We start from the raw sequence: 24,608 nt of genomic DNA, 5'->3' as shown, positions 1-24,608 counted from the left end.
AACCGCGTGCTCGTCCACGGGCCATGAAAGCGGCCCGGACATGGCGCACACGCGGTGTGGACATGCGGCTCATCCGCCGCGACGGCGGCCGGCGCCGAGCTTGCGGGTGAGGGTGTTGCGGCCCATGCCCAGCCGCGCGGCGGCCTCGGCACGGCGGCCATGGGTGATCTGCAGGGCCGCTTCGAGCAGCGCCTGGTCGACCCGGTCGCGCACCTGCGCGTGCAGGCCTTCGGCACCTTCGGCCAGACGCTGGCGCGCCCACGCCGAAAGCAGCGTTTCCCACTGCCCCGGATCACCGGCACTGCGCGAGCGCGGCGCACCCGCACCGCGGTGCAGTGCGCTGTCCACATCGGCCACGCCGATGCTGTCGGCCGCCGCCAGCGCGGCCATGCGCCAGCAGACGTTCTCCAGCTCGCGCACGTTGCCGGGCCAATCGTGTTCGCGCAGCGCCTGCAACGCAGCAGCAGTCAGTCGTTTGGGCGGCGTATCGAGTTTGTGTGCGGCCGCGGCCAGGAAGGTCTCGGCCAGCTGCGCGACATCGTCGCGACGCTCGCGCAGCGGCGGCAACCGCAGCCGCACCACATCCAGCCGGTGCAGCAGATCGGCGCGGAAGCGCCCCTGCGCCACCAGCGTTTCCAGATCCTGATGGGTCGCAGCGATCACGCGCACATCGACGCGGATCAGCTCGCGCCCGCCCACGCGGAAGAATTCGCCCTCGGCCAGCACGCGCAGCAGGCGCGTCTGCAGCGGCAACGGCATGTCGCCGATTTCATCCAGGAACAAGGTGCCGCCATTGGCCTGCTCGAAGCGGCCGATATGGCGACGCTGTGCACCGGTGAACGCGCCCGCCTCATGGCCGAACAGTTCGCTTTCCAGCAGTTCGGAGGGAATCGCCGCGGTATTGAGCGCGACGAACGGGCCCTGCACGCGCGGCGACTCGTGGTGCAGCGCATGCGCGACCAGTTCCTTGCCGGTGCCGGTTTCGCCGTTGATCAGCACCGACAGCGGTGCCTGCGCCAAGCGCCCGATGGCGCGGAACAGCGCGCGCATCGCCGGCGTATCGCCGACCAACTGCGGGCGCTGATCCGGCGGCGTCGCGCTGGCGGTCTCGCTCGGCTCGGCCAGGGTGACATCCGGGGCCGGCAGGACGCGCTGCGCCAGCGCGACCGCGTCATCCAGATCGAATGGCTTGGACAGGAACTCCTGTGCACCGCCGCGGAAGGCACCGGCCGTGCTCGCCACATCGGTATAGGCCGACATCACGATCACCGGCAACTGCGGATGCGCCGCCTTGAGCTTGTCCAGCAGGACCAGACCATCATCGCCGGGCATGCGGACATCGGTGAACAGCAGATCCGGCGGCGCCTGTTCGGCCAGCATCGCCAGCGCGGCAGCCGCTCCGTCGAACCCTTCGACGCGGTAGCCGGCCTCGCGCAGCGCGGTGCACAGCACGAAGCGCACCGCGCGGTCATCGTCGACCACCCAGACGCGCTGGGCGGTGGTGTCGACCTGGTCAGCCATGGGCGGCAGTGTCCTCGGCGGGGGTGCCCTGCCCGATCGGCAGCAGCACAGTGAATACGGTATGGCCCGGGCGGGAGCGGTAAGTCAGGGTGCCGCGGTGCTCGCGCGCGACCTGCTGGGCCAGCGCCAGGCCCAGCCCGGTGCCCTCGGCGCGGCCACTGACCAGCGGCAGGAACAGATGCTCGGCCAGGTCTTCGGGCACGCCACGGCCGTCATCGGCGATTTCCAGCCGCAGCGCCAGCGGATGCAGCTGATCGGTGATGCGTACGCCGTGCTCCACACGCGTGCGCAGGGTGACGGTGCCCGCACCTGCCTGGATCGCATTGCGGACCAGGTTCCACACCGCCTGGGTGAGCCGGTCCGCATCGCCATCGAACTCGGGAATGCTGGGGTCGTAATCGCGCTGGATCCGGACCGCCCAGCCACCCTCGCTCTCGGCCAGGCGCAGTACGCGTTCCAGCGAGGCATGAATGTTGAGCGGTGCATGTGGCGCGGCCGGCGCGGGTGACAGCAATTGCTCGAGCAGGCCGTTCAGGCGTTCGATCTCCGAGCCGATCAGCTCGATCAGTTCACGCTCGTCCGGATCGCGTTGCGCGTTGCGGCGTGCCAGCAGCTGGGCCGCACCCTTCAGGCCGGCCAGCGGATTGCGCAGCTCGTGGGCCAGGCCCTTGAGCGCGGCACTGAGCGCGCTGGGCAGCGCCTGGGTGGGGTCCAACCCCGGGAATTCATCGACCGGATGCGCCTCCAGCAGCCAGCCGCCCTCGTCCCAGCGGCTGAGCCACCCCTCGGCAAAACGGGGTGCATCGCCAGGCAGCGCCAAGGCCAGCCGGTGCAGGCGCAGGGTGTCGCGCTCATCGCGGGCCAGGAAGTGAGCCAAGGCGTCGCCCTGGGCCTCCAGCGAGGCCAGCGGCTGGCCCAGCAGGCGGCGCACGCTCACACCCAGCCAGCGGGCGAAGGCCGGATTGCAGCCCACCACACGGCCGCTGGCGTCGGCCCAGGCAACCGGAGTGCCGAGGGCGTCGAGGGCGGGGGGCAGGAGCGCGGTGGTCATTGCACCAATGTAGTGCAAAACGGCAGGCGTGTTGATCTTGTGCTGCGCGCAGCGGCGCGCTGGCAAACGCCCGGGCAGCGTGCACCCGCCGTCAGTTGGCGGGGTCGGGCGCCTTCGGCAACGCCACACCCTTCGGCCACAGCATCCAGATCGTGCCCTTCTGCTTCATGTGCCCGGCCAGCTCGCCGGCGACATCGCCAGTGCCCCAGAACAGGTCCGCGCGCACTTCGCCGGTGATGGCACCGCCGGTGTCCTGCGCGGCGACCGGGCGCACCAGCGCGGTACCGTCCGGCCGCGTGGTGGACAGCCACAACAGGCTGCCCAGCGGCACGACGTTGCGGTCCACGGCGACGCTGTAGCCGGGGGTCAGCGGCACGTTCAATGAGCCGCGCGGGCCGTCATCGCTGTCCGGGCCACGGGTGAAGAACACATAGCTGGGGTTGCTGGCCAGCAGCTCGGGCACGCGTGCGGGATGGGCATCGGCCCAGGCGCGGATGGCGGCCATGCTCACGTCGGCCTGCTTCAACTCACCCTGCTCCACCAGCCAGCGGCCGATCGGGCGGTAGGGATGGCCGTTCTGGTCGGCGTAGGCGATCCGCAGTTGACGACCATCGGCCAGCTGCACGCGACCGGAGCCCTGGATCTGCAGGAACTGCAGGTCCATCGGGCTGGTCAGCCAGGCCAATACGGGGGCTTTGACGCCGTTCGTGGCGATCCGCGCTGCATCGTCATACGGCTTGAGCACGCGCCCCTCCACGCGGCCGCGCAGGCGCTTGCCCTTGAGTTCGGGGTAAAGGCTGTCGAGCTGGACGCTGACCATGTCGTCGGGCACGCCGTACACCGGCACCGATGCCTTCGCGGTGCGGGTGAGGCTGCCGGCATAGATCGGCTCGTAGTAGCCGGTGATCAGGCCGTCGGCCCGGTTGCCGGCGGCACGCAGCGCATAGACGTCGAGATTGGCCTGCAAGAACTGGCGGATGCCGGCCGGTGTGGTGGCAACGTTGGCCGCCGCTGCGCAGGTGGGTGCCCAGTTGGCCTCCGTCTTCAGGCGCGGGCAGGCACTGCGCCAGGCCGCGAAGCCAGCCTGCAGATCGGCATCCGCGACGGCGGGCAATGCGTTCCAGTTTGCCTTCGCGTAGGTGCTGGTTTGCACCGGCGGTGATGCCGGGCGCTGCGGCGCGACCGCGCAGGCACTCAACAGCGCCAATCCCACGCCCATCAGCGCGGCGTGCTTGAGTACGGAGAGGACGGCCGTGAACTTCATGGGCGGCGTTCCTGTTGCAACAGCAGCGAGTGCAGGATGCGGGCGTCTTCGGCATCGAGATCTGCGGGCAGATCGTCGCGGCCGCGGAAGCGGCGATGGAAGGCGCCGACGGCCGCCGCCCGGTCGTCCATCGGGTAACCGAAGGTCTGAAGGGCCATCCAGGGATCGAAGCCCATCGGCGCCGGGCCATCGGTCGCGCGCGGCCATACGCCGAAACCGGCTTCGGCCAGCTGCTGCCACGGGAAGAAACGGCTGGGATCCTGCTTGCGCGACGGGGCCAGATCGGCATGCGCGATGATCTGGCTGCGCGGGATGCGCAGGCGCGTGCACAGGTCATCCAGCAGGCGGATCAAGGCCGCGATCTGTGCCGATGCGAACGGCGTGTCGCCGTCGTTGTCGATCTCGATGCCGATCGAGGCCGAGTTGAGATCGGTGATGGTGCCCCAGCGCCCGGGACCGGCATGCCAGGCGCGCCGGTCATCGCCCACCAGTTGGTAGATGTGGCCATCGGCCCCGACCAGATAGTGCGAGCTGACCTTGCCGCCGCTGTTGGCACTACGCAGCGTATCCAGGCTCTCCTGCACGGAATGCTGATCGGTGTGGTGCAGGACGATAACGACCGGCGCGCGCACGTTGTGGTTCGGCGACGGCACCCAGCTGGCGAGCGGGCTGCGGACGGTGGTACTGGCGCAGGCGGACAACACCAGCACCATCGCCGACACTAGGAATCGATTGAGGGTCATGGTCGCATTGCACGTCACCTTGCGCATCCTTGCAAGTGCGCCCGCCGTGAGGACAACCGGCCAACACCGCATCCAAGCTGTGGATTGACGACACCACTAGGCAGCGGATTTCTGATTGCGATCATCGAGATTCTCCCACCTCAATGTGGGATGTGTATCGCTATCTAGGGCCTTTCAGACTTTCCCGACTGTCGACCACAGGCATCAGCCCTCAGAGTCCGCTGGATCACCCGTTCCGCACGACCGCTGTCGGGTTCGAGGTCGTAACACGCGATGGACCAAATGAGGAGTCAATGCATGAAAGGATGGATGACAGACATGATGGTGTGCCTCGTCGGGATAGGCGTGCTTGTCACCTCGAACCCCACCGCGGCGAACGCATACGATCCGAGCAACATTGTGGACGAGGTGCAGGCAATGGTAGCCAGATCGTGGCCTCTTGCCCCCGATATCTGGCCGGGTGCGGACTTCGATGCGCAATCCGCAGTGCTGCTGTTCGAGAATCGGGCGGTCGAAGTGACGACTGACGGCCAACGCGAACTGGATCGCAGCGTGATTGACCCCTTGGCACCTGGGTTCCCCGATTGGGTGTTCTTCTTTGCCGATGTCGCGGGACGTCGCGCAGTGGTCATCCAGCTGGATGCGGCCGTGAGCGGCCCACCATCGCCCATCTTTCCCGGCGACACCGAGCCGGCACGTCGGATCTTTCGGCTGGCCACTCACGAGAAGTTCCATGACTTCCAGATGAGAAGCCGATGGGTCGCACCGCGCGCCAATGGTTTCGCCGAGTACCCCGTCACCGCGTCGTGGTCAAGGCAGCGAGCGCATCTGTACGATGCAATGCACCGGGCCCTGGCGCAGCCGGCCGAGCAGAGCCAGCACCTGCGCCACGCCTCCACGTGGTATCAGGCCTTTGCAGACGTCCATGGAAGCGTGACTGAGATGACGAGCCAGGAGATCATCGAAGGCATGGCGCAGTATGCCGAGCTGCAGCTGCTGGCCGCCGCTGACATCGCTGACCCAACCGATCGTGATGCACGGATTCGCCAGTCGCTGCGCTACGTCTTTCCGTGGCATGCTGGATTGCAGCCCAATTTCACCCGCGGCCATGGGTACCAGACGTATCTGCTGGGCAGCCTTGCAGGTGCGCTGCTCGAAACAACCCGACAGCACTGGCAGATGGATGTGGCTGCCGGGCGCAGTCCGCTTGATATGTTGCTTGCCCTGTATCCAGTCACTGGCGATATCCATCCGGTCCCTGAGATTGACGCCAGCAACCAGGCATTGGTCGAGGAATTGAACAGTGAGCGCGGCGCACATCTGCAGCCGCTGCTCGACCTCTACATGGGCTCCAGCGCCGCACGCCTTTTGATTCCCTCGCCCTATCGCCTGGTGGCTGACCCGCGCTTGGTGGATGCCGTCGAGGAGGCCCGCAAAGAAACGAATCCGCACCTCACCGGTGAGTTTCGCGGGGAAGGCGCCCCCCCCATGACGGGATCCATCGTGGGCGGCTATATCGTCGGCGACGGCTATCTACTGGTTCGCAACCGCGCGATGGTGGGCGGTGCGACCGACGGTGTGTTCACCATCGTGCTGCAGCCAGAGGAATTCCTGCTCGATGGCACGCGGCTGCTGCTGGCCAGTGACAGTCTGGAGGGTGAGTTCACGGTAGACGTGAGCGTCGATACGGAAGGCAGGTGGATACTTGAGCCGATCAGCGCCAGCGACGTCGACAGCCCGGGCCGCTGAGACTATTTATCCTGACCGCCCCCCGCGGTGTATCCCGCCCACAGGATTACGTGGCTGCTCACCTATGAAGATGGGAAGAACGTTGCACTTGCCGCGAACAGGAGCAGCGATCCCGTTGCAAGAAGCGTCTCCCACCGACGGAACCGACCGGACATAGCGACACGCACAATCAGGGCGAGAGTCAGTACAGGGAGCGATACAAAAGCGATGAGTAGAAAAGCATCCATGCAAGGGCGCAGAAAATGACATAGCGCGAGCGAGAACGAACCTCTGCCGTCGCAGCCAAGGAAGCTGTAGCTCATTACGTAGTTGGTCAGCACTGCCGCCAAGCTGGTCAAGCACACTATCCAGGAAAAAATGTAAGAACGTTGCATCATTTAGGACATCCTCATCGAGCCGACCACGGGCCGCAAGCCAAATCCGGCAACGCGATGCTCTAGTTCCGCAGGCAGTTCCGACTCATTGCAGCACTCAAAGGCGCAATTTGTCATCGATCCTCATCCATGTGCCCTCCTTGCGCCTTGCTTGGCGTTCTTCGATTGCGTCACTTTCTTTTTAGAATCCTGGAAAGCCAGCTCTTTCTCTGCGCGAGATCATCAGCTTCGACCGCCGGTTCAAATGGCGACGCAATGTCTACGTATCGAGGGCTGCGCCCGTCAGCAAGCAGGTCAACCGGATAGTTCACATGCGTCAGGCAAGCATCGTCATCAATCGCCAGCGCCTTCGCCACCACGGCAGCCTCGACAGACCAACAGCCGAAGTAACCACCCTTCATTACATGCGCTTCATCTGCACACAACTTCCACCAGTACGGGGTTCTGAACGCTCGATCCAGATCTCCACATCCAGCGCCCTCCAGTCCTTCGAACCAGCCTTCCAGATAGCTGAGCAGCAGTGCGGGCCTATCACATGGTTCAGCCAATAATACATCTTCGGCCTTGAGCGAGATGTTCTGGCCGGTGAGGGTGGTGTTCCCATAGCTGGACGCAGAGATCGCCGAGTTCAAATCACGCGGTGAACTTGCCTCTTAAGACCGCCCAACGATTTTCACTATGCTTGTCAGTTCCCCACTTGATCATCTAATGATTAGGCGGCCAACCGACTATCGCACGCCGAGGGTGCTCAGGCGCTCTATTTCTATTGGTTCACCCTAAAGGCTCTGCGCGCCCGTGGCCAGATGATGGTGTAGATGATTCCAGTCAGCAGGCCAATTGAAATCGCTACCGCCACCCGTCTGGGTGCCCAATCGATCCAGAAGCTGCCGCTAGTCCAGATTCGATGCCAGCCGTCCCGCGAAAATGCGCCTTCGATTACGAGCCAAGCAAGTACGCTACAGAACGGAGCAAGAATGATGTGACGAAACCTTGAGTCCGGACGTAGGTCCTGAATGCGGCGAGGTCGTACTGCTCTGCCCACTTCTCCGAGGAGGACTGCGGACAGCTACCGTGAACCGCGTGTCCTGAAATGCGTCACTAGCGAAATGCTCACAGTAAATAGCAATGCTGCAAGAAGCCCAATTAGTGAGAAAACCAGCACTCGCCTGGGTGCCCATTCAAGCCAGAAGCTCGAACTTGACCAAACTTTTTGCCAAGCGCCTCCTGCGAACGCACCCTCAAACAGTAGCCAGCCGCATAGGGCACAAACAGGGCCCATGAAGAAATACCTCAATCGCCATGATGAAGCCTTCCACTCAAGGAGCAGAACCAATGGAACTCCACATATTCCACCCATAACGGCGCCGATCACAAAGAATAGAGGGGCAATAGAGAGAACGCTAGACAACTCCCTTCCGGCCAAGATGGACGATAGGGCAAAAACAATTGAAGTCGCCACACCGCTACATAGCGGGGCGGCAACAACCTTGTGCACCACAGATTCCTGACTCATTGACACACCTCAACCGGTTTCCCCTGAATGCTCATACTTACAACGCAGCGACGCGGTTTTTGCGTCTCCTGCCAAGGCCATTTGAACCCTTGAACGTCCCCACCAATTTCGTTTGTATTTGGCCACCAAACCGGTCCGTCAGCCCAGCTATTGGAATTCGCCATCGGGCTGCTGCCAGTGCCCCAGCCTGTAGTCGATATCGAGAATCCACCTTTTCCATCTGGAACAACTTGTCGAAGGACGAATCCGGGATCGAGGGCATGAGCATTGGGGACCGTAATATTGATAAGGCTACTGGTGCTAGGGTCGATCAAGTGTGTCACGTACCCCAAGGACAGGCCAAGAATTGAAAGATAGCTAACCACCCCGTTGTTGGCGAGCCCCTTGCCGTCCGTCCCTGGCCCCGCATACCTCCGGAGGGCATCGAACTGAGAAGCAGCGTTTCCGCAGGTTGAGACAGCACTGGTTACGCACCCCACTGATGTCGTCGCGTATTCATGAGGCTGCCTTGTTGATCCAAATGCTTCCTCGTAGGTAGCAAACAAGTCTTGGAACCTTGTTCCGGGGACGCCGACAGTATAGCCAGAGGCATCCACTTTTCTTAAAAATTCATCTTTGCTAAGCCCGGAGTCCGAATAAATAGGAATTCCCGCTGCCATGTTTGCTGCGACTAGCAGGGCTTTTGTTTCGATGTCGGATATTGCGCCGAACGCAAGCTTATCCTTGTCACCCTTAGCAGCGTCGCCGGAATAGAGCGCGCCAAAGTTGCGCACACCCTCAAAAATCTCAGGCATAAAACCATTTACACATTCAAGAGTTGAACACATTTTTATTCTTTCATTATTCGCATCACTCCTTCTCTGCGCATCCGCAACCACTGCATCCCTGCACGAATTATCATTCGCTGAGCACAGCTTGAGCTACTCACTGAGCTGCTTTACATCGCTCTTTGATAGAAAGTTATTTTCGGTAGCATTCAAGGCGATGAAGTTACCCAAACCAGCACCGGCCAGCCCATCCCCACCAAGCCCACCAGCCACCGCGCCCACCGCTTGCGACAGCGCCAGAATCGTCTGCTTCTGCTGATCATTCAGCTCGCCGGTGTAGCCAGGATACAGCGCCTCGGTCAGCAGCTTCGCCGCCAGTTCACCGCCGGTCGCTGCGCCCGCACCGTTTGCTGCGTTACCACCATTGGCCTCAGCCAGCAGCGCACCCAACAGCGCATGAGAGAGCAGCTGCAGTGCAGCGTTCGGATCACTGCCATGGTTCGTATCGAACTTGTCGCCGATCAGGTTCGCCGCATACGGCGCCAGGGCGTTGGCCACCATTTGGCCGCCGCCCTGCCCGGAGGCAGCACCCACCAGCAGCGTGGTAACAGCCTCAAGCGCGCGGCTGTTGTCGCCACCGATGCCCCAGTTCTGCTGCTGTGCCACGGCGTCGCTGTAGCTGTACGGGAACCTGGCTGCGAGCTCATTGGACTTGCCTTCCGCGCTCTGGCTCTTGAAGCGATCCTTCTCCTCATCGGACAGGGTAGAGAGATAGGAATTCTCCAGGTCCCGCATTGCCTGGTTGCCGATATCCCCAGCAATCTGCTTGCTGGTGGCCATCACCGTGCCCATCGCATTSGCCATCGCCTGCTGATTGGCCAGCTGCAGCTCGGCATTGGGCATCGCCTCAATCGCGCGGTGCGCCGTGGCRGCATCGGTGTTCACGCCCAGCTCGGCGGCGGTCACCTTCTGGCCGCCGATGACGATGTTGCCCTCGGTCAGCGTGGCGTAGGTGGTACTGCTGTCGCCGCCCTTCTCGTTCATCGGCACGCCACCACCGAAGTTCGGGGTGGCACCMTCCGTGGTCGGCTTCCAGTTCTCTGCCCGCCCGCCGTAGCCACCGCTGATGCCGCCCGAGCTGGTGCTGTGCTGCATCTGGTTCTGCAGGTCGCTGAAGGTCAGCGTCTGCGCGGTCAGTTCACTGTGGGTGGCGTTGGTGCTGGCAATCGCACCGCCCACCAGGTTCACGTGGCCGGCATCGACGTGGTASCCRCCATCACCGGCGAACAGGCCCGACTGCTGGCCCACGCCCTGATAGCTGCCGTTGGACTTGCCCGCGCTGGCGTAGCCGTCGGCGCTCCAGGCGGTGCCGAACGACACCTGCACCCGGCCGCCCACCTGGCTGTTCTTGGACATGCTTTCCGCCACGTCCAGCAGTGACTCGATGGTCAGCGTGCCGCCGGTCTTTACATCGATGCGGTCGGCCGTCGCGGTGGCACCGCGCAAGGTGGTGTCACCCTCGGCCTTGAGCGAGATGTTCTGGCCGGTGAGGGTGGCGTTCTGCCAGGTGGTGCTGTTCGCGTTGGACTTGCTGCTGCCCACGCTCGCTTCGGCGTACACGTACACGCCGGTCTGCGCGCCTACCGCGACACCCACGCCCACTTCAGCACCCGCGTTACTGCTCTTGCTGCGGTCGGCAAGCTGCGCTTTACCGGCTTCCAGCAGGATGTCGCGCGCCGAATCCAGGCTCACCGTGTTGCCCGCGCTCAGGTTGCCCTGCACCACATGGATGTCACCGCTGGTGCTGGTCAGGTTGAGGTTGCCACCTGCCTGAAGCGTGGAGCCCTGCGAGACCACGCTGCTGCTGTCCGCACTGCTGTTGGCGGTCTTGAAGCCGATACCGGCTTCGGCATTGAACAATGCACCGCTGCCACCGGCACCGGTCGCGTTGGCGATCGCGCTGGCCGCCTGGTACGCATTGGCGGCCGCTGCCATGTTCTGCATGGACGACAGGCGACCGTCGGACTGTCTGGCCGCATCCACGTTGTTGATGAGGTCGATGAAAGGCGACTTCACCCGCGCGAACACGCCGATCTTCAGATCGTCATCGCGCTGCGAGGAGTGCCCGACCTCGTCGGCGGTGAGCAGTTCGATCTGCGCGGCGGTGATGTTGATGTCCTTGGCCGACACCACGTTGCTGGCAATCTGGCTGTAGGTGCCGCCAGCGCTCAGGTTGACGTTGCCGCCCAGGCTGCCGATATTGCTGGCCACCTGCGATACCTGCGCACTGTCATCGTCATGCTCCTGACGGTGCCAGCCGGAGAACTTCTCGGTGTCGGAGATCTGCACCGTGCCGATCGCCTTGCTCTGCGAGGTGTTGGTGTTGCCCACCGTGTCCTGGCCACTGCGGATGGTCAGGTCGCCCGCGGCGTGGATGTTCACGTCCTTCTCGGCCACGATGTTGGCGGCTGTGAGACGGATATCCCCCTCACTGGTCGCCATGCGCACCCCACCGCCCACCGACAGCTGGGTACCGGTGATGGTGTCGCTGCTGCCGCTGCCTTCACTGCGCGAATTGTTGGTGCCGAACGGCAGGCCACTGGTGTTGTTGGCGATGCCCCAGCCCTTGCCGCTGCTCTGGCTGGTGCTGGATTCGGTGTTGTGGGCGACATCGAACACGATGTCCTTGGTGGCCAGCAGCAGGGCATCGCCCTCGGCCGCCATCTGCGCGCCCTGGCTGTAGATCGAGCCGCCGTTGGCGATCAGGGTGAGGTCGCCGCCCGCACTGAGCTGGCTTACCCGTGCATCACTGCTGGAGTGACTCTCGTTGCTGTTGGAGCGCTGGCTGCCCGCGGTGATCACCGTGGAGGTGGTGGCCGCCCGCAGGCCGGAGGCGGCGCCTTCGGCATTGCGGGTGATCTTGCCCATGGTGGAGCCACTGTCGGCCATGCCGTCGGTGGTGGAATCGCGGGCGCTGCGGTAGGCCTTGGTGGGATCGTAGGTCACCCCCACCGAGAGGCCACTGGATTTGCTGGAGGCGCTGCTCTGCGTCTCCAGCGTGTCCTGCCGCGCGATCAGGTTGATGTCCCTGCCGGCCAGGGTGAGGTTGTTGCCGGCGGCGACATCGGAGGCCGCGATGGTCAGCTGGTTGCCGGCATTGATCAGCACGTTGCCGTCCATCGAGCCCACGGCCGAGGCCACCTGGGTGGTGGACTGGGTGGCGCTGTCATTGTTGCTGCGCGAGCTGCTGTACCCCACCGAGGCCACGCCATTGCCGAAGCCGCCGGTGATGCCGGATTTCTTCTGGCTGAAGCTGCTGGCCTCGCTGTAGGTGTCCTGCGCCGATTCGATGGTGATGTTGTTGGCCGCGGCGATGCGCAGGTCGTTGTCGGCCAGCACGGTGGAGCCGGTGATGGTCACATCGTTGCCGGCGATCATGTCCACCGTCTTGCCACCGATGGTGCTGCCCACCGCATAGCTGGCCGAGCTCTGGTCATGGGTGGTGGTGGTGGTGCTGGACAGCGTCTTCTTCTTGCGGGTGGTTTCGTCCACCACCAGATCGTGGGTTTCCTGCGCGGTGGTCAGCGCCAGGTTGCGCCCGGCCGAGAGCAGCACGCCGCCGTCGCTGCTGTCCACCGTGGTGGCCTGCAGGGTGAGGTCGCGGCCGGCCTGCAGGGCAATGCCTTCGCCACCGGTGAGCTGGTTGCCCAGCACCCAGCCATCGGCGGCACTGACCTCGCGCGAGCCGTTCCTGCTCTTGGCACCGCTGTCGAACGTGCGCGTGTCCACCACGGCAACGCTGTTGATATCGCGCCCTGCCTGGGCCACCAGTGCGTTGGCCGCCGAGACGTTGGCAGCGGTCAGGTTCAGATCGTTGCCGGCCTTGAGCACCACATCACCGGCACCGCTGATGGTGGTGCCGATGTTGATCGACTGGCTCTGGCTGTTGAAGTTGCGGGCGTCATGGGTGAGCGAAACGCTGCTCTGCTCGGCCACCGAGGTAAGGCTGAGGTCGCCACCGGCCACGATGGCGGTCAGGCCGTCGGTCCCGGCGTTGGCCAGCTGCGCGGCCCGCAGCTCCACGTTGCCACCGGCGTTGACGCTGAGCACGCCGGCGCCGTCCTTGTTGGTCACGTACAGGCCGGCCACGCGATCCAGCGTGGTGGTCTGCTGCACCAGCAGGTCGCCGTTGTCGCGCCACTCGCGCGTGGTCGAGGCGACGGTGATGTTGCCACCGGCCTTGAGCCCCAGTGCATCGGTGGCGGTGACCGTGCTGCCGATGATGTCGATGTCGTGGGTGGCCTGCAGGCCGACCTGCTGGCCGCTGATCTGCCCACCGCTGACGTTGCGGATGTTGCCGGCATCGATGCTCACCAGCTGGCGCCCGGCGATGGCGCCGCTGTTGACCAGGTCGCCGCGCAGCTTGATGTCGATGTCGGCACCGGCCAGCAGCGCACCGTTGGTATCCAGATCGCCCGGCATCACCCGCAGGTACACCTGCGGCACCAGCGCGCGCACGGTGGTGCCGTCGGCCAGGGTGACGTCCTGCTCCACCAGCCAGACGATGTCGCTGGTGAGACGGGCCATCTGCTCGGCGGTCAGCGCCACGCCGGGGCGCAGGCTCCACGCACTGGCGACGGTGGCACCGGCCTCCAGCAGCGCGCGGTACTGGTCTTCGTCGCTGGCATGGCCATCGAGGAAGCGGCGGCCGGTGAGTTCGCCGATCTGTTCGCGCACCAGCTTCTGTTCGTAGAAACCGTCACCCAGGCGCTTCTGCGTCTGCGAGGGCTCATAGCCGGCGCGCTGCAGCAGGTAGTCCGAGCTGAGCCAGCTGCGGTAGCTGGCAAAGCGCGGGTCGGTTTCCACAAGGTAGCTGCCGCGGTTGGCATCCACGTTGAACAGGCTGGCGCTGGGTGCACTGGCATTGGGCGTGGTGGTGACCACCACGTGCGGGTCATTGCCGGCGGCGGCGACGACCTGCTTGTTGGCCAGTGCGGCATTGCCACCGCTGCCGGCGTGGCTACCGGCCTGCACGGCCCCCGGGCCGGTGGCCGTGGCCTGTGCTGCCTGCCCGGCCACGATGTCCTGCACGGTGCCCGTGCCCGGGCCCGCCGAGCCAACCTGGCTTGGCCCCTGCGCGTTGGCGGCATCGGCCAGCTGGCCGCTGGTACGGTCGGCACCCTGCAGGCCCTGGCCTGCCGCGCCCTGTGCGGCACCGGCCGCAGATGGTCCTTGGGCGTGCGCGCCATCGGCGATGTGGCCACCGGCGTGCCCCGGCCCCTGTACCGCACTGCCGGTTTGACCGTGTGCTGCGCCGGCCGCCGTCGGCCCCTGTGCGTTCACCGGGCCGGCGCCCTGGCCGCTGCTCTGCCCCGGTCCCTGCACCGCGCCTGCGCCCGGGCCGACCGAGCCTGCGCCCGGCCCACCGGTGTTGAGGTTGGCCATGCTGTCGCCATCGCGCACGTTCGGCGCGTCGCGGCCGGTGTTCTCGTTGCGCAGGTTGCCGACATCGATGCTCAGCTTGCCGCCGGCGGTGATGCCCGCACCGAGCACGCCGATCTGCTCGGAGATCGGCGCGGCATTCCACTGGCTGCGCGAGCCGCCATAGGTGATGGAGACATTGCTGAAGCTATGTGTACGGAACAGCGTCTTGGCGGTGTTGATGATCGAGGATTCACCCACGTTCAACCCGACCACGGCCAGGTTGCCACCGGCGGCGATGCTGGCGTACTCGTTGCGCAATGCATCGGTGGCGATGCGCATGTGGCCACCGGCATTGATCACCGCATCGGCACCGGCGGAGACCACCACGTCTTCGGTGGTGGTACGGGTGGCGACGCGGGTCTTCTCGTTGCCACTGGTGTTGCTGGTGTGGCGCTGCATGTTGATCAGCATCGCCTCCGGATTGTCGTAGTCCGGGTAGGTGATCAACTGCACGCAGGTGGTGGTGCAGGTGCCGTAGGCGTTGTTGTAGGCCAGGGTGTCCGAGTCGTAACGGAACTGCCGGTTTCCCGGCGGCATCAAGGAGAGATCGCGGAACGGATCTTCGGCCCCGGCGCCCAGCTGGTCCGGATTGTTGCGGCTGTCCGCACGGCTGACGTAGTAGATGACCACCGTGCCATCCTGCGCGGGCAGGCGCGAGCGCTCGCCGCGCTCGCCGTCCAGGCCACCGCGCGCGAAGTAGTAGGCGCTGGTGCTGGCCGTCAGCCGGACCACCGCGCGGCGGATCTGCTGGCCGTCGGGCGTGATGTACGCGGTGTCTTCCAGGATGTCGGCCGGATTGAGGTAATAGACCTCGTAGGGCTGGAAGTTGGAGGTGTCGCGCAGATTCCCGGCGGTGTTGTTGCCGTTCTTGAACCAACCCGGCTGGGTGAGCGTGACCGGCCCATGCTGGATGGTCTGCTGCTGCACCACCACGTTTTCGCGGATGTTGTTCACCGCCAGCGCGGACATGTCCAGGTTGCCGGCGATCTCGATGGTGGAGCTGAGGTTGTCGATGCGCTGCGCGCTGCCCACGGCCGTCAGCCCGTTGAGCGCCCCGCCGATGGCCGCATCGCCATCGCTGAAGATGAGGCTTTGGCCGCGGTTGTTCAGCACGCCCACGCCGAGGTCCAGACGCTGGCGTGCGGCGATGGTGGCCGAACGCTGGGCGCCGCCCACGTTTTCGGCCAGGTTGTTGAGGGTGCCGGCCTGGATGGCGATGTGGTCGCCGTAGATGCGGCCGGTGCCGATGTTGTTCAGCGTGCCGGCGTCGATGTGGGTGATGCGCCCGTCCAACAGGCCGCGGTTGAGCAGCTCACCGCTGGCCACCAGCCGGGTCAGGCCGACGCTGCTGATCTCGCCGGAAGCGGCGTTGTGGATGTTGCCGGCGCTGATGTTCACCCCGGCGCCCTGCAGCTTGCCCAGGTTGTCCAGGTTGCCCTGGATGGCGAGGGTGAGCGTGCCGTTGGCGGCGAGTTCGCCGGTGTTGGTGTGGCTCTGGCCCAGCTCCAGGGTCATGTCACCTTGCGAGAGCAGCTTGCCGTCACCGGTGATCTCACGCGTGCGCACGATCTGGTTGCTGCCGGCCACCAGTGAACCGCCGGCGTTGGCGATGCTGTCGGCGCGGATGTCAGAGGTTTCAGACGCGGATATCTGGCCGCCGGTGTTGTTCAGCTGCCCGGCCACCTGCACCACCAGGGTGTCGGCCAGGATCTGGCCCTGCTGGTTGTCCAGGCTGCCGGTGCCCAGCTGCAGGTGCTTGCCCTGCAAGCCCAGTGCCGGGCCAGTGGGCGCACTCAGGGTGTATCGGTTATCGATGTTGCCCGCCTGCAGGGCGAGCGTGCCACCGGCGGCCACCAAGCCCCCGCGGTTGTCCAGCGCGCCGGGCAGGACGATGTCCGCATTGCGACCCACCGTGATCTTGCCGCCGGCGTTGGCCACCGATTGCGCACGCAGGGTCAGGTCGGTTGCGCCCACCAGCGCGCCGCCGGCCGTGTTGTCGACGCTGCTGGCATTGACGGTGATCGCGCCCTGGCCGAATACCGCACCGGCGCGGTTGTCGAACGCACCGCTGTGGATCTCCAGCGTACCGCTGCTGTTGATGCCGTTGCCGTTGGCGTTCGTATTGATCAGCGCCTGGCCGGCCGTGTTGATGTGCAGGTTGCCGGCGGACTGCAGCAGCCCACCACTGTTGTCCAGCAGGCCGGTGCGCAGCGCGGCGCCGCCGGTGAGGCTGGCCACGGTGCCTGCGCGGTTATCCAGGGTGTAGCCGCGCGTATCCAGATCCACCGTGCCGGCGATGATCCGGCCGCTGTGGTTGTCGATGCCGTTGCTGGTCGCGCGCAGATCGGTACCGGCCTGGATCAGGCCGGCGGTGTTGCGTACCTGCGTGGCCGAATCGAGCTGCAACGCGGCGCCGGCGGCCAGTGTGCCCGCTTCATTGTTGAGGGACTGCGTGGTGATGTGCGCGTTGCCACCCGACGACACCGTACCCTGCGCGCTGTTGTCGAGCAGGCCATCGACGGTGACCGTCAGGGTGGAGCTGCCATCGCTGTGCAGGGTGCCACCGCGGTTGTCCACGCTGGCCGCGGTGACCGTGGCGTTGCCGGTGGTCAGGATGCGACCGCTGCGGTTCTCCAGTGCACCGCCGAGGGACAGCTGATTGCTCCCCGCCCCGGCCGCCTGCACGGTGCCCTGGTTGTTGAGCAGCTGCGCGGCGCGCAGATCCAGCGTGCCATTGCTGGCGAGGGTGCCGGCGGTGTTGTCCAGCCGGCCGCGCACGTTCAGCGCCAGCACGTCGGTGCCGGTGGCGGTGAGCGTGCCGCCTGCGGTGACCAGTTCCCCGGTCTCGATACGGATGCGCTGCGCGGCGGTAGTGCCATCGCGCAGGTCGGTGTTCTCACCGATCAGCGCCAGGCTGCCATTGCTGAGCAGCTTGCCGCCTTGGCCGTTGAGGGTGTGAGCGTTGATCGCCAGCGTGCCGGTGCCCGCCTGCTGCACGGTGCCGCCGGCATTGCCGAGGGTGGCCGCGGTGATCTGCAGGTCGCCATTGCTGGCCAACGTGCCGCCGTTGCCATTGTCGAGCACGCCGCTGACGTCCAGGCTGCTGGCCTGCCCGCCCGTGGCCAGCACGGTGCCGCCCTGGTTGTTGAAGGACTCGGCCTGGACGGTCAGCTGGGTTGCGTTGAGGGTGGCACCGCGGTGGTCCACCGCACCGGCCTGCAGCGCCAGTGCGCCTGCGCTGACGATGGTGCCCTTCGCGCCGTCGAGCTGGCCGACCGTCAGGGTCAGCGACTGGGTGCCGCCGTGGCTGAGGGTGCCTTCCTCATTGATCAGGCGCGCGGCATCGATCTGCAGCTGGCGGCCATTGCTGGCCACATCGCCGCGGGTGTTGTCGAACGTGCCGAGCACGTTGATGCGGGTATCGCCGGCGCCGGCCGCGCTCAGCGTGCCGTCGATATTGGACAGCGAACCGGCCGTGATCTGCTGGGCGCCATTGGCGGCGATGGTGCCGCCGTTGTTGGTGAGCGCCCTGTCCACCTGCAGGGTCATGGCCTGCGTGCCAGTGGAGGTGAGCGTGCCCTTGCTGGTGTCCAGGCTGCCCGCGGTCACCGTGACCTGACGCGCGCCGGTGGTGGCGCCACTGAGATCGAGCGTATCGCCCTTCAGTTGCAGTGCCCCGTTGCCGACGATGCGGCCACCCGCACCGTGCAGGTCGGTCACCTCGATGGCGAGCGTGCCTTCACCGGCGTGCTCGATGCTGCCGGTCTGGTTGTCCAGGGTGGCGGCGGTGAGGTGCGCATCGCCGCCGCTGGCGATGACACCCTGGCCGCTGTTGTCCAGCCGCCCGTCCACGCCGATGGTCAACGCCCCGCCGGTCTGCAGGGTGCCGCCGCGGTTGTCTACGCTGGCCGCACCGATGACGGTCGCGCCGGTGGCGAGAATGCGCCCGCCGCGGTTCTCCAGCGCCTGGCCAAGCTGCAGCTGGTTGCTGCCCGCGCCAGCCGCCTGCAGCGTGCCCTGGTTGTTGATGAGAGTGGCCGCGCGCAGATCCACCGTGCCATTGCTGGCCAAGGTGCCGCCGGTGTTGTCCAGGCGGTTGCGCACGTTCAGCGCCAGCGGCCCCGTGCCGGTGGCGACGAGGTTGCCGCCGGCGGTGGTCAGGTCACCGGTGTCGATGCGGATCTGCTGCGCCGAGGTGGTGCCGTTGCGCAGATCGGTGGTGTCGCCGCTGAGCGCCAGCGCGCCATTGCTGACCAGCGTACCGCCGTGGCCATTGAGGGTCGCCGCGGTGATGCTCAGCGTGCCGGTGCCGGCCTGCTGCACGGTGCCGCCGGCGTTGCCGAGGGTGGCTGCGGTGATCTGCAGGTCGCCATTGCTGGCCAGGGTACCGTCGTCGCCGTTGTCCAACGTGCCATCCACCCGCACCGTGTTGGCCTGGGTGCCGGTGGAGAGCACGGTGCCGCCGCGGTTGTCGAGGGCGGTCGCGATGATGTCCAGCTGGCCGGCGCTGAGGGTGGCGTCGCGGTGATCGATCGCGTCCGCGCGCAGGGTCAGTGTGCCGGCGGTGGCGATGCTGCCCTTCTGGCCCTGCAGGCTGCCGGTCTGCAGGGTGAGGCCATTCCGGCCCGCATGGTGGATGCGGCCGGTGTCATTGACCAGGCTGCCGGTCTGCACCGTCAGGGCGCCGCCGTTGCTGGCCAACGTGCCGCGGGTGTTGTCGAACTGGCCGACCACCTCGATGTGGGTATCTGCGGTCCCGGCCGAACTCAGCGTACCGGCAACGTTGGACAGCGTACCGGTGTTGATCTGCTGCGCACCGTTGGCGGCGATGGTGCCGCCATCGTTGCCCAACGCGTCGCGCACCTGCAGGACCATGGTCTGCTCGCCGGTGCTGCTGAGCGTGCCACCGGCGTTGTCCAGGCGGCCGGCGGTCACCGTGACCTGGCGTGCTGCGGTGGTACCACCGCGGATATCCAGTGCTTCGCCCTGCAGGGTCAACGCGCCGTTGCTGATGATGCGGCCACCGGCGCCCTGCAGCGTGCCGGTATCGATCTGCAGCTGGCCCTCGCCGGCCTGTTCGATGCTGCCGCTGCGGTTGTCCAGCGTGCCCGCGCGCAGCTGCGCATCGCCGCCACTGGCGATCAGGCCGGTGTTGCTGTTGTCCAGCAGGCCATCCACGCCCACGCTCAGGTCGGTGGCGCTGTGGACCGTGCCGCCCTGGTTGTCCAGGCTGGCCGCGGTGACGTCGAGATCGCCGCTGGTGAGGATCTTGCCACCGCGGTTCTGCAGCGCCTGGCCGATGCTCAGCTGGCTCGCGGCGGCCCCTGCGGCCTGCAGGTTGCCACCGGTGTTGAGCAGCGTGGAGGCATGCAGATCCAGCGCACCATTGGTCGCCACGGTGCCGCCGGTGTTGTCCAGCCGGTCGCGGGCCTGCAGTACCAGTGCATCGGTGCTGGTGGCGGTGAGCGTGCCGCCAGCAGTGGTGAGATCGCCGGTCTCGATGCGGATGCGCTGGGCCGAGGTGGTGCCAGCGCGCAGGTCGGTGGTATCGCCCTGCACGTGCAGCGTGCCGTTGCTGAGCAGGGTGCCGCCCGCACCGTTGAGGGTGGCGGCGTTGATCGCCAGAAGGCCATTGCCGGCCTGCTGCACGGTACCGCCGGCATTGCCGAGCAGGGCTGCGTTGAGGGTCAGGTCGCCATTGCTGGCGATCAGGCCGTCGTCACCGTTGTCCAGGGCGCCGGCCACGTCGATGTGGTTGGCCTGGGTGCCCGTGGCCACGAGTTGCCCGCCGCGGTTGTCGAACGCCTGTGCCGCCAGCGCGATCTGCGTGGCCTGCAGGGTCGCGCCGCGGTGGTCCACCTCGCCCGCGGTGAGCGTGAGGCCGCCGGCGGTGACGATGTGGCCGTCCTGGCCCAGCAACTGCCCGGTGCTCAGGGTCAGCCCCTGGGTGCCGGCATGGCTGAGGGTGCCGTCGATGTTGCGCAGGCTGCCCGATGCCACCTCCAGTGCAGCGGCGTTGCTGGCGATCACGCCCTTGCTGTTGTCCAGCTGACCGGTCACGTGGATCTGGCTGTTGCCGGTGCCAGCCGAGCTCAACGTGCCACCCCGGTTGGACAGCGCGCCGGCCTCGATGCGCTGGGCACCGTTGGCGGCGATCGTGCCGGTATCGTTGGTCAGCTGCTCGCGCACCTGCAGGTGCATGTCCGCCGTGCCGGTGGCGCTGAGCGTGCCACCGGTGTTGTCCAGGCTGCCGGCCTGCACGGTGATCTGCGTGGCGCCCACCGCACCATCGCGCAGGTCCAGCGTTTCGCCCTGCAGGTGCAGCGCATCGGCCGCGACCAGGGTGCCATCGGCATTGCGCAGCACCTCGGCCTCGATCCGCAGATCGCCATTGCCGGAGATCGCGCCGCCGGTATTGTCCAGCAGCTGGGCCACGTGCACCTGCGAGGCGGCCTCGCCAGTGGCGATGAGCTTGCCGTGGTCATTGATGAAGCGGCCGGCGTTGATGTCCACCGCGCCGTTGCTGCCGAGGGTGCCGCCACTGTTGTCCAGCAGGGTGCGTGCCTGCACCTGCAGTGCCTGGGTGCCCAGTGCGCTGAGCTGACCACCGGCGGTGATCAGGCGCTCGCTGTCGATGCGGATCTGCTGTGCCGAGGTGGTGCCATTGCGCAGATCCAGCGTGTCGCCCTGCAGGTCGAGCGCGCCGTTGCTGAGCAGCGTGCCGGCGTGGCCGTTGAGCGTGTCCACCTTGATGGCCAGGGTGCCGGTGCCGGCCTGCTGGATCGTGCCGCCGGCGTTGCCGAGGGTGTTGGCGCTGATGGATAGATCGCCATTGCTGGCCAGGGTGCCGCCATCGCCGTTGTCCAGCGTGCCGGTGACCTGCAGCGTGTTGACGGCGGTGCCGGTGGCGATGATGCTGCCACCGCGGTTGTCCAGCGACTGCGCGGTGATGTCCAGCTGCTCGGCGGCCACGGACGCGCCGCGATGGTCGACGGCTCCGGCGCTGAGCTCCAGCGCACCGGCGGTGCCGATGCGGCCACGCTGACCGTCCAGCCGGCCGGTGGTGATGGACAGCCCGTTCTGACCGGCATGGCTGATCGTGCCATCGGCATTGACCAGGGCACCTGCCTGCAGCTGCAGTGCGCCTGCATTGCTGGCCACGGTGCCACCGGTGTTGTCCAGCGTGCCGGCCACGATCAGGCGGGTATCGGCGGTGCCGGCCGCGTTCAGCGCGCCGGCCCGGTTGGACAGCGCGCCCGCCTCGATCTGCTGCGCGCCGTTGGCGGTCAGGGTGCCGCCGTCATTGACCAGGCTGCCACGGATGCGCAGCTGCATGGCCTGCTCGCCCAGCGAGAGCAGGGTGCCGCCGGTGTTGTCCAGCGCGCCGGCACGGATGTCGACCTCGCGGCCGCGGGTCGTGGCCTTGTGCAGGTCCACTGTCTGCGCCTGCAACTGCAGCAGGCCGTTGCTGGCGATGTTGCCTTCGCCGCCGCTCAGGGTGGCCGTGGTGATCTGCAGCGCGCCGTTGCCGGCATGATCGATGCTGCCGCCGCCATTGAGCAGACGGCCGGCATCAATGCGCAGGTCGCCATTGCTGGAGAGCGTGCCGCCCTGGTTGTGCAGGGCCTCGCTGGCGTGCAGCGTGGTCTGCCCGGTGCCCGCGGCGATCAGCTTGCCGCCGGTGTTGATCAAGGTGGTGCTGTCGATGGCCAGCGCGCCGTTGCTGCCCAGCGTGCCCCCGGTGTTGTCCAGGGTGCGGCCCACCTGCAGGTCCAGTACCTCGGTGCCGGCCGAGGTGAGCGTGCCACCGGCAGTGATCAGATCGCCGGTGGTGATCACGATGCGCTGCGCGGAGGTGGTGCCATCGCGCAGGTTGGTGGTGTCGCCCTGTACCACCAGGCTGCCATTGCTGAGCACGGTGCCGCCCTGGCCCTGCAGGTTGACCGCATCGATACGCAGGCTGCCGGTGCCGGCCTGCTGCACGGTGCCGCCGGCATTGCCCAACTGCGCTGCGGTGATCTGCAGATCGCCATTGCTGGCCAGGGTGCCGCCATCGCCGTTGTCCAGCGTGCCCTGCACGGTGAGCGTGCTGGCCCGCTGCCCGGTGGACAGCACCCGCCCGCCGCGGTTGTCGACGTCGCCGGCGGTCAGGCTCACCTGGTTGGCGATCAACTGCGCCTTGCGGTGGTCGGCACTGCCCAGCTGCAGGGCGATGTCGCCGGCGGTGGCGATGGTGCCCTGCACACCGTCCAGGCGATCAGCGCGCAGCTGCAGCCCGTGGCTGCCCGCATGGCTGAGGCTGCCGCGGGTGTTGATCAGATGGCCCAGGTCCAGGCCGAAGGTGGTGGCGTTGCTGGCCAGGCTGCCGTCGCTGTTGTCCAGCGTGCCGATGGACCAGGTGGTGGCCGCGCTGCCACCGTGCGCGAGGGTGCCGCCGCGGTTGAACAGCGACTGTGCCTGCAGCTGGAAGGTCTGCGCCAGCGCCAGGTGGCCGCCGCTGTTGTCCAGCGTCTGCACCTGGGCCGAGGCCGCTCCCTGCACCTCCAGCCGGCCGTCGACATTGCGCAGCGCTTCGCCCTGCACCTGCAGGGTCTGTACCCCCAGCGTGCCGCGGCTGTTGTCCAGGCTGTTGCGGGCGCTCAGCTGGAGGATGCCGGTGGCATCGATGGCACCGCCATCGTTGTCCAGCAAGGTGGCGATGTTGAGCGCGCCTGCCGCCAGCGGGGCGGTGGGGGTGGGCGGCGTGGTACCGCCGGTGCCGCCCTGGCCCGGCGTGGGCGTGCCGGTGCCGGGCGTACCGCCGCTGCCGGGCTGTCCGGTAGTGCCGCCGCCGGTTTCCTGCCCCGGCGAGGTGCTGGCCACCGTGCCGATCCGGCCCTGCTCGTTGCTGATGTCCGCGCCGCTCAACTGCAGCGTCTGGCTGCCCACCTGCTCGATACTGCCGCCGCGGTTGCGCAGCGCATCGGCGTTCACCTCGATGCGGCGGGCATTGAGGGTGCCGCCGCTGTTGTCCAGATCGGCGGGCGTCTGCACGCGCAGTTCGCGCTCGGCGCTGAGCGTGCCCGCATTGGCCACGCCGCCGGCGGCGGTGATCCGGGTGTCCTGCTGCGCGTGCAGCGCACCGGTGTTCTCCAGCCGGCCATCGGCGGTGACCACCAGTTCGCCGGCCTGCGCGCCGATCTTGCCGGCGTTGCTCATGCCGACGCCATGCTCGTTGCCGACCAGCCAGATGCGGTTGGCATACATGCCCCCGAGCGCGCCGACATCCAGCGCGAAGGCCGGCGCACCGCCGGTGGGGGTCTGGGCGGTCACGCTGCTGTGGTCGGCACTGACCACGTTGGTGCCCAGGCTGGCCTGCAGCTGGTTGGCCCAGATACCGGCGTTGACCTGCAGCGAGCGGGTGATGATGTCGGTGTAGTCGGTCAGGCTGGCATCCAGGCCCGCACCGGACACGCGGATCGCGCCGCCCTGGACCCGGTAGCCTTCCAGCGCGCCGTTGTTGAGGATGGGCGTGCCGGTGGTCAGGGTGACCCGGCTCGCATTGAGGAAGCCGGCGCCATCGATCTGGATGCCGGCCGGGTTGGCGATGACCACCTGGGCCCGGGCCCCGGCCACTTCGACATACCCGTTGAGATGGCTGGGGTTGCTGCCGTTGACCTCATTGAGGATGACGCGCGCGGTGCCGGTGGCCAGCCAGGGATTGCCCTGCACCCAGCCACCGATCTGCGTCTGCACGTCCGTGCGCGAATTGTTGAGGATGACGCCCTGGCGGCCGACATCGAGCTGCTGGTACTGGTTGCGCGAGACACCGGCCGCGCTGGGCGTGGTGATGTTGACCTGCGGCGTGCCGTTGGCCGAGGTCACCACCGTGGGCCGCTGCTGGGCCGGTGCGCCGGGGTCGGCGATGATGCGGCCGGCATCGGGCACCTGCTGCGCCGACAGCGGCTGCACCAGGCCCACCCAGCCGAGCACCAGCCACAGCGCGAAGCTCATCGGCCGCAGCGTGGCCATCGTGTTGCCGCCGCGCGCATCGCAGCCCCCGCGGGGTGCGGTCACCAGTTCGGAGGCGACCTGCATGACACCCAGGGTACGGTTGAAAACCAGGCGATAGACTCGATTCACGGCGTTGCTTCCTTTCAATG

Annotated in this window: 8 protein-coding genes; 1 reads left to right on the top strand and 7 read right to left on the bottom strand. The window is 66.7% G+C overall.

Features of this window, described 5'->3' with window-relative positions:
• Positions 1-69: 69 nt before the first annotated feature.
• From ntrC to AC1DIQ_RS12930, 4 genes are all read right to left on the bottom strand, one after another.
• Positions 70-1,521, bottom strand: coding sequence for a nitrogen regulation protein NR(I) (ntrC, locus tag AC1DIQ_RS12945; RefSeq protein WP_121044485.1), 1,452 nt, complete (start codon positions 1,519-1,521; stop codon positions 70-72).
• Positions 1,514-2,572, bottom strand: coding sequence for a two-component system sensor histidine kinase NtrB (locus AC1DIQ_RS12940; RefSeq protein WP_293980974.1), 1,059 nt, complete (start codon positions 2,570-2,572; stop codon positions 1,514-1,516). The genes ntrC and AC1DIQ_RS12940 overlap by 8 nt, the downstream gene beginning before the upstream one ends.
• A 91-nt stretch (positions 2,573-2,663) precedes the next feature.
• Positions 2,664-3,791 (bottom strand): murein transglycosylase A, encoded by a 1,128-nt coding sequence (mltA, locus tag AC1DIQ_RS12935; RefSeq protein ID WP_478050241.1) that lies wholly within the window; start codon positions 3,789-3,791, stop codon positions 2,664-2,666.
• Between the two features lie 41 nt (positions 3,792-3,832).
• On the bottom strand, positions 3,833-4,579 hold the full coding sequence (locus AC1DIQ_RS12930; RefSeq protein ID WP_121044537.1) for an N-acetylmuramoyl-L-alanine amidase: 747 nt from the start codon (positions 4,577-4,579) through the stop codon (positions 3,833-3,835).
• 297 nt (positions 4,580-4,876) lie between these two features.
• Here AC1DIQ_RS12930 and AC1DIQ_RS12925 point away from each other — a divergent pair, with 297 nt between their 5' ends.
• Entirely contained in the window at positions 4,877-6,328 is a 1,452-nt protein-coding gene (locus AC1DIQ_RS12925; protein ID WP_478050177.1) for a hypothetical protein, read from the top strand.
• Positions 6,329-6,872: 544 nt separating this feature from the next.
• On the opposite strand, the gene AC1DIQ_RS12920 is transcribed toward AC1DIQ_RS12925, so the two are convergent.
• The 3 genes from AC1DIQ_RS12920 to AC1DIQ_RS12910 form a co-directional block, all read right to left on the bottom strand.
• Positions 6,873-7,334, bottom strand: a complete 462-nt coding sequence (locus tag AC1DIQ_RS12920) for a PoNe immunity protein domain-containing protein (RefSeq protein ID WP_121044499.1) — start codon at positions 7,332-7,334, stop codon at positions 6,873-6,875.
• An 877-nt stretch (positions 7,335-8,211) separates the two neighbouring features.
• Entirely contained in the window at positions 8,212-9,042 is an 831-nt protein-coding gene (locus AC1DIQ_RS12915; protein ID WP_478050176.1) for a hypothetical protein, read from the bottom strand.
• Positions 9,043-9,135: 93 nt separating this feature from the next.
• The gene (locus AC1DIQ_RS12910; RefSeq protein ID WP_478050175.1) at positions 9,136-24,588 is read right to left on the bottom strand and encodes a hemagglutinin repeat-containing protein; all 15,453 of its coding nucleotides are present in this window, start codon (positions 24,586-24,588) and stop codon (positions 9,136-9,138) included.
• Between the last annotated feature and the right edge of the window lie 20 nt (positions 24,589-24,608).

The organism is Stenotrophomonas sp. 05L413, from assembly GCF_056397945.1.
The sequence above is the reverse complement of the archived record's forward strand: the minus strand, read 5'-3'. Positions and strand labels throughout refer to the sequence as shown.